This window comes from Psychrobacter sp. AH5 (genome assembly GCF_040371085.1).
In the GTDB taxonomy this organism is placed as follows: Bacteria; Pseudomonadota; Gammaproteobacteria; order Pseudomonadales; family Moraxellaceae; genus Psychrobacter.
The window spans coordinates 1,386,893-1,399,203 of record NZ_JAMBMT010000001.1 but is presented as its reverse complement, the minus strand read 5'-3'; the positions used below and the strand labels follow the sequence as shown (position 1 = coordinate 1,399,203).

The 12,311-nt window shown below is 44.5% G+C and carries 8 protein-coding genes; 5 read left to right on the top strand and 3 right to left on the bottom strand.

Annotation, left to right across the window (positions count from 1 at the left end):
* Window positions 1-24: 24 nt before the first annotated feature.
* The gene (aspS, locus tag M0N77_RS05810) at window positions 25-1,884 is read right to left on the bottom strand and encodes an aspartate--tRNA ligase (protein WP_353105584.1); all 1,860 of its coding nucleotides are present in this window, start codon (window positions 1,882-1,884) and stop codon (window positions 25-27) included.
* A gap of 499 nt (window positions 1,885-2,383) precedes the next feature.
* Here aspS and sohB point away from each other — a divergent pair, with 499 nt between their 5' ends.
* From sohB to M0N77_RS05785, 5 genes are all read left to right on the top strand, one after another.
* On the top strand, window positions 2,384-3,361 hold the full coding sequence (sohB, locus tag M0N77_RS05805; RefSeq protein WP_353104299.1) for a protease SohB: 978 nt from the start codon (window positions 2,384-2,386) through the stop codon (window positions 3,359-3,361).
* A gap of 282 nt (window positions 3,362-3,643) precedes the next feature.
* The gene (locus M0N77_RS05800) at window positions 3,644-4,888 is read left to right on the top strand and encodes an acyl-CoA dehydrogenase family protein (RefSeq protein WP_353105583.1); all 1,245 of its coding nucleotides are present in this window, start codon (window positions 3,644-3,646) and stop codon (window positions 4,886-4,888) included.
* 207 nt (window positions 4,889-5,095) lie between these two features.
* On the top strand, window positions 5,096-6,361 hold the full coding sequence (locus tag M0N77_RS05795) for a phosphotransferase family protein (RefSeq protein WP_353105582.1): 1,266 nt from the start codon (window positions 5,096-5,098) through the stop codon (window positions 6,359-6,361).
* Between the two features lie 40 nt (window positions 6,362-6,401).
* A complete protein-coding gene (locus tag M0N77_RS05790; protein WP_353104298.1) occupies window positions 6,402-7,181 on the top strand; it encodes a histidine phosphatase family protein in 780 nt (259 codons plus the stop codon).
* Window positions 7,182-7,451: 270 nt separating this feature from the next.
* Window positions 7,452-8,321 (top strand): SDR family oxidoreductase, encoded by an 870-nt coding sequence (locus M0N77_RS05785; protein WP_353104297.1) that lies wholly within the window; start codon window positions 7,452-7,454, stop codon window positions 8,319-8,321.
* 82 nt (window positions 8,322-8,403) lie between these two features.
* Here M0N77_RS05785 and M0N77_RS05780 read toward each other — a convergent pair whose 3' ends face one another.
* A complete protein-coding gene (locus M0N77_RS05780; protein ID WP_353104296.1) occupies window positions 8,404-10,092 on the bottom strand; it encodes an AMP-binding protein in 1,689 nt (562 codons plus the stop codon).
* Window positions 10,093-10,290: 198 nt separating this feature from the next.
* The gene (locus M0N77_RS05775; RefSeq protein ID WP_353104295.1) at window positions 10,291-11,991 is read right to left on the bottom strand and encodes an AMP-binding protein; all 1,701 of its coding nucleotides are present in this window, start codon (window positions 11,989-11,991) and stop codon (window positions 10,291-10,293) included.
* Window positions 11,992-12,311: the final 320 nt, after the last annotated feature.

Below are 12,311 nucleotides of genomic sequence, written 5' to 3'. Positions count from 1 at the left end.
TAAAATAAGTCATCATCACATGAATTATTGAGCGGGTTTATTGGTATCAGCTTGAGCTTTTTCGCGTAGGCGAATACCTAAATCACGTAACTGTTTAGAGTCAACTGGAGCAGGCGCTTGCGTTAACGGATCTTCAGCGGTTTTGGTTTTTGGGAAAGCGATGACGTCACGGATAGAGCTTGCACCCACCATCAGCATAATCAGGCGATCCAAACCGAAGGCGAGACCACCATGCGGCGGCGCACCGAATTTTAGCGCGTCAAGCAAGAAGCTAAACTTGTCCTCAGCTTCTTGCTCATCGATACCTAATGCTTCAAAGACTGCTTGCTGCATCTCTAAAGTATTGATACGCAGGCTACCACCGCCGATCTCAGTGCCGTTTAGTACCATATCATAAGCGATAGACAGAGCATTGGCCGGATTGGTCTTTAGCTCATCGACCGAGCCTTTTGGCTTAGTGAATGGATGGTGCATAGAGGTCCACTTGCCATCGTCAGTCTCTTCAAACATCGGGAAGTCAGTGACCCAAAGCGGCGCCCACTGGCAAGTCGCCATATCCATATCAAGGCCGATCTTCTGACGTAACGCGCCCATCGCATCGTTGACGACACTGGCTTTGTCCGCGCCAAAGAAGATAATATCGCCATCTTTTGCTTCAGTGCGCTCGATTAGGCTAGCTAGCACCTCATCGCTCATGTTTTTGATGATAGGCGACTGTAAGCCTGATTCTTTATCCACGCCATTATTAATGTTGCTTGCGTCATTGACTTTGATGTAAGCCAAACCGCGTGCGCCATAAATACCGACAAACTTAGTATATTCATCGATTTGCTTACGGCTAAGAGAGCTACCATTAGGGATACGTAGCGCGGCGACGCGGCCTTTTGGATCGTTAGCAGGGCCGGCAAAGACTTTGAAGTCGACGTCTTTCATCAAGTCAGCAACGTCTTGTAGCTTTAATGGAATACGTAGATCAGGCTTGTCAGAAGCGTAATCACGCATAGCCTCTTCGTAAGTCATCCGCGGGAAGTCAGCCAACTCAATATCCATCATGGTTTTGAACAGATGCTTGATTAGACCTTCGTTGATAGTCATGATCTCTTCTTCGTTTAAAAAAGAAGTCTCGATATCAACTTGGGTAAATTCAGGCTGGCGATCAGCACGCAAGTCTTCATCACGAAAGCACTTAGCGATTTGATAATAGCGATCAAAGCCTGACACCATAAGTAGCTGCTTAAATAGCTGCGGCGACTGCGGTAGCGCAAAGAAGTTGCCCGGACGGGTACGTGAAGGCACTAGATAATCACGCGCACCTTCTGGCGTGGCACGAGTCAAGATAGGCGTTTCGACATCCAAAAAGCCATGGTCATCAAGATAGCGGCGAATAGCAGAAGTCGCTTTGGCACGGAACACCATGCGCTCTTGCATCTCTGGACGACGCATATCGAGATAGCGATACTTAAGGCGCAGATCCTCTGAGACGGTCATGTTTTCATCATTGAGCGGGAAAGGCGGCGTTTCAGACTTGGCCAATACTTCAATCTGTTTACCTAATAACTCAACTTGACCACTAGTCATGTTTTTATTTTCGGTGCCCTCATAACGACGACGCACACGGCCGGTGATTTTGAGCACATATTCAGGACGCGCCGCATCAGCAGTGGCAAAAGCTTCGGGGGTATCTGGATCAACGACCACCTGCAAAATACCAGCACGATCACGCATATCTAAAAAGATAACACCGCCATGGTCACGGCGACGATGCACCCAGCCGACAATAGTAATGGTTTGCTCTAATAGCTTCTCAGTCACAGCACCGCAGTATTCATCACGATAACCGCTGTGTACGGCTTGATCTTTTTGCGTTATAGTGCTCGGTTTCATAGCGTTGTCAGTCATCATACTGTCTGTCATAAGATTAGTTATCCAGTTATCTGCCCAATTCAAAGAATAATACTGCTTTTATCGCAATATTTAATGTCATCAATACAGTCATTCGCAAAAAAAACAGCCATTTGCCGCGATTGAGACTATTAGTCTTCACGTAGGCTGCATAAAATTCGATTCAAACGCATATTATGCCTAAAGTACTTTTGTTATACAACACTGCTTAGTAATAAGCGCTTTGATGAGCCGGCAATTTGAGACAGAGTTTAGAGTAACTAATGCATCTAATCTTTGATTCTAAAATCTGTACTGATAAATGTATCCGCAACATATAGCTATAATATTTTTATTATAGTCTCGCTATACGCTTGAAAATAAAGCTCAGCGCGCGCATATCAGCTAAACTCTAAAATTAATATCAAATTCTAATTTATCTTTACTCATGCAAAAATCATTGAGTTAACCTCTTTGCATTCAACCCTAAGGAATACCCTTTATGTTATTTCATCCGCCCAAAAACCCTGTCGAGCTCAAAGTTATGCACTTGAATAAAGTTCAAGAGCAGCGCCGTGAAGACTTGATGGAAGCAACACAAGGTAAAGCCGCGCTTAAGCAACTAAAAAAGAGTATGGCCAAAAAAGCTAAGAAGGCACTAAAAGTAAAATCGAAAAACAAGAATAAAGATAGCCATAACTCGCAAGTGTTTGTTTTAGATTTCGATGGTGATATAAAAGCCAGCGCGGTTAAGCATCTGCGTGAAGAGATTAGCACTATTGTCAGCACTGCTAATAAAGGCGATGAGGTCATCATTCGTTTAGAGTCTGGCGGCGGTATGGTGCACAGCTATGGCCTAGCTGCGGCGCAATTGGTACGTCTAAAAGAGGCAGGTCTCAAGCTTACGGTTTGTGTCGACAAAATAGCCGCAAGCGGTGGCTATATGATGGCCTGCGTCGCCGATAACATTATTGCTGCGCCCTTTGCGGTGATTGGCTCAATTGGTGTGGTCTCGCAATTGCCAAACTTTCATAAACTACTGAAAAAAAATGATGTCGATTACGAGATGTTTACCGCCGGCGACTACAAACGTACGGTGACCGTATTTGGCGAAAACGATGATGAAGATCGCGCTAAGTATCAAGAAGAGCTTGAGCAAACCCATGATTTGTTTAAGCATTTTGTTAATACTTACCGCTCGCAGCTTGATTTGGATAAAGTCGCTAACGGCGAGCACTGGTATGGCGAAGACGCGATCAAGCTAAAGCTAGTTGATAAATTGCAAACCTCGGACAGTTATATCTTAGCGCTAATGGAGGACAATGAAGTCTACGCTTTGCACTCTCGTCAAAAGCCTACGCTTGCCGAAAAACTTGGCTTATCACAAGCGGCTGAAGCGACATTGACTATGGCGGTGGATAAATTACCAGAGGCGCTAATGCGTTTTGATCTTAATAGTCGTTTAAATATTTTGAAATAAGGGGCTAAAGTAGCTTATTGAATTTAGTCTATTGGCTATCCAGAGCTTGCTAATTTGGCAGATTTTTAAACGTAGTCGTTATAAAACTCTTAGTGTATATATTTTGTAAAAGGCGTGTCCTAAACAGTCGCGCCTTTTTTGCTGTTTAATCCTAACAGCTATGTTATAAATAGGGCAGGATTAGAACAGTACACGAACGTACACCGTAAAACCCTATTAGCCCTTGAAAGCTAATAAACAATGATGAGAGGGAAGTCAATTATGTCTAGCGATAATAGCTTAATGTTTAGCGCCACTGAGCACGGTCAAGAGATGCACGCCAAGGTTAAAGAGTTTATAGCCACAAAAATTGAACCGATAGAGACTGAGTTTTGGCAGGAGTGTCATCGCTTAAACCCCGATGGTAATTGGGAGAATTGGCAGTGGCCTGCCGCTTATGACGAGCTGCGTCAGCAAGCGCGCGAGGCTGGACTTTGGAATTTATTTCTTCCTGATGACAAATTAGGTGCAGGCTTATCAGTCACGGACTACGCGCCGATTGCCGAATTGACTGGCCGTAGTATTCTAGCGCCGCATATCTTTAATTGTAACGCTCCTGATAGTGGCAATATGGAGCTGTTATGGCGTTATGGTTCTGAGGCGCAGCAAGGTAAATGGCTCACGCCGCTGCTTGAGGGCAAGACCCGTTCAGTATTTTGTATGACTGAGCCGGATGTCGCTTCAAGCGATGCGACCAATATGCAAGCGACTGCGGTTATCGATGGCGATGAGATCGTGATTAATGGCAGCAAATGGTGGTCATCAGGCCTAGGTGATCCGGCGGTTAACATTTTAATTGTCATGGCTTATACCCCTGATGAGAGCAAGGGTCGTCATCAGCAGCACTCTATGGTGTTAGTTCCTGCCGATACCAAAGGCGTAAAGATTGAGCGGATGCTCAAAGTGTTTGGTGATTATGACGCGCCGCATGGTCACGGTGAAGTCAGTTTTGATGAGGTACGCGTGCCAGTCGATAGCTTTATCGGCGGGCCAGGCATGGGCTTTGAGATTGCGCAGGGCCGTTTAGGGCCGGGGCGTATTCACCACTGTATGCGCTGTATTGGCGCCGCTGAGAAGTCACTTGAGCTGGCGATTCATCGCGGTATGGAGCGGGTCGCTTTTGGTAAGCCAATTTTGCAACTAGGCGGTAATTTAGAGCGTATTGCGGATGCTCGTATCAAGATCGATCAAGCGCGCCTATTAACGCTATACGCAGCGCAAAAGATGGACTCTCAAGGCACCAAAGCGGCATTGACGGAGATCTCAGCGATCAAAGTCGTTGCGCCAACCGTACTACAAGAAGTGGCTGATATGGCCATTCAGATTTATGGCGGTATGGGGGTATGCCAAGATACCATGTTGCCAGGATTTTATGCACAGGGCCGAGTACTGCGCCTAGCCGATGGTCCAGATGAGGTGCATAAAACTATGATTGCCAAATTAGAGCTAAAGCGCCAAGGTTATAGCCGTTCTAAATCTAACAAGTAATATTTATGAGTTTGAGTAGGGAGGTTTATTATTCACTATCAAGTAATTGGTAGTGAATTTTTACCTAATAGCCTAAGCATTTATTGTGTAATAAATAACTAAAAACTCATGACTTAAATAATCTTTTGTTCTGCAACTTAGGCTTATAAGCCATTAAACCTCAAGGAATTTAGTATGGAAACTAACACTCAAAATAGTGAAGACAAGATGGATAATAGCGCAAATAAACAGACTGTAACTGATGTGTTAGACAAAGGGATATTGGATAAAGGCGGAGAGGTGCGTGAAGGCGAGGAGCTTGACAGCGCTGCCGTCAGCGCTTGGCTCAAAGCGCAAGGCGTTGATGTTAAGGGCGAGCCCATAGTGACTCAATTCTCCGGTGGCGCGTCTAACTGGACTTATCGCTTACAGTATGACAATCAAGATCTTATTTTGCGCCGTCCGCCCAAGGGCACTAAAGCGAAGTCCGCTCACGATATGGTGCGCGAATATACGGTGCAAAAAGCGCTCAAAGACGCTTATCCGTATGTGCCAAAGATGATTGCGCTTTGTACCGATGAGGCGGTCATTGGCGCAGATTTTTATATTATGGAGCGTATGCAAGGGATTATTCCCCGTGCAAGCTTACCCAAAGCGCTTGATTTTGATGTTAAACAAACGCGCGCGTTATGCACTAATGTCATCGATGCTCTTATTGAGCTGCATCAAGTCGATTATACTCAGTATCCGGATTTGGTGGCGCTGGGTCGCGGTGAAGGTTACTGCGAGCGTCAAGTCACCGGTTGGGACAAGCGTTATGTCAAAGCAAAAACCCCAAATGTTCCAAGCTTTGGCATAGTGCGTCAATGGCTGGCTAAGCACACACCAAAAGATAGCAAAACTTGTCTTATTCATAACGACTGGCGTTTTGACAATGTCATTTTGGCTGCCAATAATCCTACTGAAGTCATCGGCGTGCTCGATTGGGAGATGGCGACGCTTGGTGATCCTTTAATGGATCTAGGCAGCGCGCTAGCTTATTGGATTGAGGAGGATGACAATATCATCATGCAGCAGTCGCGCCGTCAGCCGACTCATCTAAAAGGCATGATGACGCGCGACGAAGTGGTTCGTTATTATTTAGATAAGACTGGGCTTGAGATTGATAACTGGACTTTTTATGAAGTGTTTGGCTTATTTCGCTTAGCCGGTATCGTCCAGCAAATCTATTATCGCTATTATAATAAGCAAACTAAAAACCCAGCCTTCAAGAACTTTTGGCTGATCGTGCATGTGTTAAATGCCAAATGTCTAAAACTTATCGCTCAGTATGAAGGTGAGGCGTTATTTATGACGCACGTGCAGCCGCGCCTAAAAGAGCGAGGCATGGATAAAGCCGCTATAGAGCAGTTGCCAGAGCCGGTACAAAAGCTGGTCAAAAGTATTTTGCCCAAAGGCTATTTTGAGTCAAGCTCCAAGTCCGCTGATGACTAATTAATCTGCTCAAAACATGACAATAAACAGGCGATAATTAATGATTACTATTCTTTTGGCTCGGCATGGACAAGCCTCTTTTGGTAGAAAAAACTACGATCAATTATCAAAGTTAGGCGTCACACAAGCGCGAATGCTTGGTGAGCATTATGCCAATACTGAGCGCCGTATCGATGCGGTGTTTAGTGGGGGCTTAGTGCGTCAACAGGATTCTGCCCGTCATTTTATTGATAGCTATCAGGCGGCTTTAGAGAATAATAAAGCGACTAAGCTTGCCACGACTTTATCTGGTCTTAACGATGATAATTTGATCGCTGAATTTAATGAGTTTAACCACCAAGATGTCTTGACCAAATCCAACCCAGCCTTTGCTAGCCAAGCCGCTATCGCAGCTGAGATTGGCAAAGCTGAAGTACCTAAGCTGCGGTTGGCTCAGCTATTTGATGAGGCGATGCAGCGCTGGCATGGCGGCGACTATGATGATGATTATATCGAAAGCTGGACTGAGTTTAACGCGCGTACGCAGCAAGCACTCGCGCAAATACGTCATAAAGCCAGCTTATTAAATACCGCTGCTAAAGAGACGAGGTCTGATGACACTGACACGACGGTATTAGTGTTTACCTCAGGTGGCGTGATAGCGGCGATCACCGCGCAGTTATTTAAGCAAGATAGCCAAATGGCCTATCAGCTTAATAAACGCCTGATAAACACTGGAGTAACCGCTATTACCTTACAAAGACAAGATTTAAGGCTACTATCGTTAAATGAATATAGCCACTTATTCTCTGCAGGCGAGCGCTTTGTGACTTGGCGTTAAAAAAGCTATGATTAAAGACAATTTTTAGTACAAGCTATCTAAAATATCTTTGCTATATTATGATGTTAATTTTTAAACACTTAATTTTTAATTTTAACGATACATAGTCGATTCTAAATAAGATAGATACATTGTATTTCAGCGCGGAACTGGTATAAATTTTACTTGCGTGCTGTGTCTACGCTGACAGAGGCTGCGCAAAATTCATCCCAGTTCCGCTGTATCGTTTTTATACTAAATTCACTATAGTATTGATGAGACGAGAGTGCTATGCAGAATAAACTAATAAGCCTAGTAACCCAAACCGCTAAGCAAAGTCGCGCGCAAGCTATCAGCGCTGTACAACCCGCGCGCTATTTAAAGCGCTTAACCAAAGCGCAAGTAGGTCAAGGCAAAACCGTGCTAGTAACCGGCGCAAGCTCCGGTCTTGGTGAGGTTATGGCGCGATTATTTGCCAAGCTTGGTTATAATCTAGCGATTTGTGCGCGCCGTAGTGAGCGCTTAGCGCAGCTCAAAGCTGACCTTACTAAGAGCTATCCTGATATTCGAGTAGAGTATAAAGTCTTAGATGTCAGCGACTATGATGCTATCTTTAAGGTCTTTAATGAGTTTGCTGCCGACTTTGGGCATATCGACCGCGTAGTAGTCAATGCAGGCGTAGGCGACAGTCGCCGTATCGGCAAAGGCCGTTTTGAGACCAATCGCCGTACCGCCGAGATTAATTTTGTCTCAGCACTCGCGCAGTGTGAAGCGGCGATGAAGATCTTTCGCGAGCAAAACGACGGGCATTTGGTGGTGATCTCTAGCATGTCAGCGATGCGTGGCTTGCCTGGGCACATGACTACTTATGGCGCTGCCAAAGCGGGTATCGCTTATCTGGCTGAAGGCATTCGCGCTGATATGCTGCTGAGTAACCTGCCTATTAAAGTCAGCACTATTTATCCTGGTTACATCCGTACTGAGATCAATAAAGATGCCAAACCCTTACCGTTCGAGGTGGATGCAGATACCGGCACCAAAGCTATCGTCGCGGCTATAGAGGCGGGAGTTGATGAAGCTTGCGTCCCAAGTCTGCCTTGGTCGATAGTTGGTCAAGCGATGAAACGTCTACCTCTACAGCTCGTTAGTAAGATTAGTTAAAGCCAGCTTGTATAACAAAAGCCCTCAAAATATTGAGGGCTTTTTAGTAATGACGCTGTGTAGATATAGCATTAATGAGCGACTAGGCATGATCTGCTTTATGCTTTTCACGTAGCTGTTGACGTAACACTTTACCGACATTACTTTTTGGCAAGTCATCAACGAACTCAATCTGACTAGGGCATTTATAACGAGTTAGATTCTGCTGCGCAAAGTCTTTAACTCTCTGTTTTGTAAGTGTCTCATTGTCACGTATCACATATATTTTTACCGCTTCACCTTGACTATCGTCCGCCACCCCAATGACTGCACAGTCTGAGATACCTTCACAATCAAGCATGACGGACTCAACCTCATTAGGAAAAACGTTAAACCCTGAGACCAAAATCATATCTTTTTTTCGATCGAGTAGGGTGAAGTAGCCTTGCTCATTCATCTTGCCAATATCACCGGTACGAAAATAACCGTCGGCGGTAAAGTCCTTACTACTGTCTTTGTTAAGATAGCCGGGCGTTACATTGGGGCCTTTTATGCAGATCTCGCCGGCCTCATTAACTGCGGCGCGCTCGCCACTTTCATCGATAATGATGATATCAATACTAGGCAAAGGAATACCAATCGTACCATTAAACTCGGTATTGGTGAGAAGGTTACAGGTGCCGACCGCTACGCACTCAGTCATACCCCAGCCTTCAATCATCGGGCAGCCCGTCACTTGTAACCAACGCGCGGCGGTCTGTTCAGTCGCCGCCATGCCGCCAGCTTGCGACATATGTAAGTTGCTAAAATCAAGCTTACTAAAATCGGGGTGATCGAGTAAGCCTTTAAATAAAGTATTAACCGCTGGCAACACATGAAAAGGTTGTTTGGATAACGCTTTGATAAAGCCTGGAATATCACGCGGATTAGGTATCAGGATAAAGGCATTACCAGAGCGCACACCTACTAAGCTGAGCATAAAAGCAAAGATATGATAGAGCGGTAAGGCCAAAACCATATTTATTTGCTCATCACCCACTTGCGAGATAATAGGTTCTGACCAAGTCTCAGATTGAAGGCCGGCGGCAACGATATTACGTTGGGTGAGAATAGCGCCTTTTGATAGCCCAGTAGTACCACCGGTATATTGTAAGAATGCGGTTTGATCTAGAGCTGCATGAGCTTTTTTTACGGTGAGTTTTTTGCCTTTTTTAAGGACATCGGGGAAGTTAGTAACGCTATGCTTAGCACTATTAAGGTTATAATCAGGGATTAGTTTTTTGACATGCTGTATTAGCGTATTGACGATTATACCTTTAACACCCATCATATCGCCTATTTTTGAGATAACGATAGCTTCAACATCGGTATTATCAACCACTTCTTCAAGCGCTTTTGCAAAGTTATCGACTAAGAATATAGCTTTGGCACCCGAGTCATTGAGTTGATGGCGTAGCTCACGGCCAGTATAAAGTGGGTTGACTGGAGTACACACGTAACCGGCTCGTAAGATACCAAGCATCGTTGGCAGATACTGCGGAATGTTTGGCATCATCAGCGCAACTACGCTACCTTGTGCCAAATCTTGAGCTTGCAGCCAAGCAGCGATGGCTTTTGAGGCTTTATCGATATCATCATAGCTGTGTTTGACGCCCATACAGATACTAAAAGTTTGCTTAGCAAAACTTGCGAAACTCTCTTCATAGAGCTCTATCAAGCTTGAGTACTGCTCGGGGTCAATGGTTGCAGGAACCGTTGCAGGATACTGAGCGAGCCAAGGTTTATCTATCATTAGTAATGTCCTTATTATCTGATAAATGGTGGAGAGGAGTTGTTTTTGCTTTAGCTGTTTAGCATCGCCGATAAATCCTTATATCTTAAAATGTCAGCATGTGGCTAAAATTCTATACTATTTTTACTATTATAAAAATCCCTCTATATGACTATAGAGGGCTGTTTAAGTTACTGAAAATATAGATAATTAAAACAATTACAGCAGCTGCGGGTTATCGGACAAATGCTTTTCACGTAGTTTTTGGCGTAGAACTTTACCGACATTGGACTTTGGCAGCTCAGTCACAAATTCAACATAGCAAGGGCACTTATAACCGGTCAAATTATCCAAGGCAAACTCTTTGATATCCTCCTTGCTAACTGCATTGTTGGCAGGAACGACATAAATCTTGACCGCTTCGCCTTGACGCTCATCAGGAACGCCGATGACCGCACAATCAATGATAGCTGCACAGTCTAGCATTACTGATTCAATCTCGTTAGGAAACACATTAAAACCTGAGACTAAAACCATGTCTTTTTTGCGATCAAGTAGAGTAAAGTAGCCTTTTTCATCCATGCTAGCGATATCTCCTGTACGAAAATAGCCTTCAGTGGTGAAAACGTCTTTATTATCACTATTATGATAGCCCATAGTGACATTGGGCCCTTTAAAGCACATCTCGCCTGCTTGATGTACGCCCAAACGCTTGCCGCTATCATCAACGACAATGATATCAACGCTAGGCACAGGAATGCCAATAGTACCATTGAACTCACGATTGGTAATCACATTGGCCGTTCCTCCAGCAACGCCTTCGGTCATGCCCCAACCTTCAACCATTGGACAACCGGTCACCTCTAGCCATTTTTGCGCGGTTTGTTCAGTGGCCGCCATACCGCCAGCTTGAGTGATACGTAGTGAGCTAAAGTCCAAATCCTTAAAGTTTGGCTGAGCCAATAAGCCTTTGAATAAGGTGTTGACCGCAGGGAAGATATGAAACGGCTGCTTCGATAAAGTCTTGACAAAGCCTGGCATATCGCGAGGGTTTGGCACTAAGATGAAGGTATAGCCTGAGCGCATGCCTAATAAGCTGAGCATAAAGGCAAAAATATGATAGAGAGGCAAAGCCATCACCATATTGATATAGACCTCATTGATCTCTGAGGTAATAGGCGAATACCAAGCCTCCGACTGTAGTGCAGCGGCGACCACGTTACGCTGCGATAGGATGGCGCCTTTGGATAAACCTGTGGTGCCACCGGTGTACTGTAAGATAGCTTTTTGATCCAAGCTCATCTTGGGCTTGTTAAAAGGCAGCTCTTTGCCTTTTTTGAGCACATCAGGAAACTTTGTGACCTCGTGCTTGGGATCGTTAAGCTTGTACTTAGGAACTAGGCGTTTGACTTGGCGAATAATAGTATTTACCAAGATGCCTTTTAGCCCCATCATATCGCCCATCTTTGATAATACAATGCGATTGATAGCCGTCTCATCAACGACTTGCTCAAGCGCTTGCGCGAAATTATCGACGACAAAGATAATCTTGGCACCTGAGTCGTTAAGCTGATGACGCAGCTCACGGCCAGTGTATAGCGGGTTGATAGGAGTGCAAACGTAGCCTGCACGTAAAATACCTATCATGGTTGGCAGATATTGGGGCACATTAGGCATCATGAGCGCCACAATACTGCCTTTAGGCAAGCCTTGCGCTTGTAGCCAAGAGGCAATAGCTAGCGAGGTTTTGTCAATGTCATCATAAGTGTGAGTCACTCCCATACAAATACTCATAGGATGCATACGAAAGCGATCAAAACACTCCTCATATAAATCTACTATGTTGCCGTACTTATCTGGATTGATCGACTTAGGTACATTGGTGGGATACTGATCAAGCCAAGGTTTATTCACTGTCATATCTAGCGTCCTTAAATCCAATATAAGGGTTTATAAGCAAGTAGTCACATCCTTGTCAGCACAATTTATGATCTGGGCAAAATAATAACTATCGTCAAATCTGCCAAATCATACCATGCTGAGTGCTATCCTCAATATTAGCTGACTGCCAACCTATTGAAACCTTTGTAAAAAGCATGATTGCTAGCAAAAGCTGTCCAATTATTTCTCTATAAATAGCCACTAACCATTAATTAATAGCCACTAAAATTTATCTTAGTGTTTATAGAGTTAGGCTCAGAGTTTTATAGAAAGATAACTGACTTAGCTATTAGCAACCT

What these genes read in the sequence shown, in the direction of transcription:
- M0N77_RS05800 (WP_353105583.1), top strand. Translation starts at nt 3,644, where the DNA reads ATGTTTAGCGCCACTGAGCACGGTCAAGAGATGCACGCCAAGGTTAAA.
- aspS (WP_353105584.1), bottom strand. Translation starts at nt 1,884, where the DNA reads ATGAAACCGAGCACTATAACGCAAAAAGATCAAGCCGTACACAGCGGT.
- M0N77_RS05785 (WP_353104297.1), top strand. Translation starts at nt 7,452, where the DNA reads ATGCAGAATAAACTAATAAGCCTAGTAACCCAAACCGCTAAGCAAAGT.
- M0N77_RS05790 (WP_353104298.1), top strand. Translation starts at nt 6,402, where the DNA reads ATGATTACTATTCTTTTGGCTCGGCATGGACAAGCCTCTTTTGGTAGA.
- sohB (WP_353104299.1), top strand. Translation starts at nt 2,384, where the DNA reads ATGTTATTTCATCCGCCCAAAAACCCTGTCGAGCTCAAAGTTATGCAC.
- M0N77_RS05795 (WP_353105582.1), top strand. Translation starts at nt 5,096, where the DNA reads ATGGATAATAGCGCAAATAAACAGACTGTAACTGATGTGTTAGACAAA.
- M0N77_RS05780 (WP_353104296.1), bottom strand. Translation starts at nt 10,092, where the DNA reads ATGATAGATAAACCTTGGCTCGCTCAGTATCCTGCAACGGTTCCTGCA.
- M0N77_RS05775 (WP_353104295.1), bottom strand. Translation starts at nt 11,991, where the DNA reads ATGACAGTGAATAAACCTTGGCTTGATCAGTATCCCACCAATGTACCT.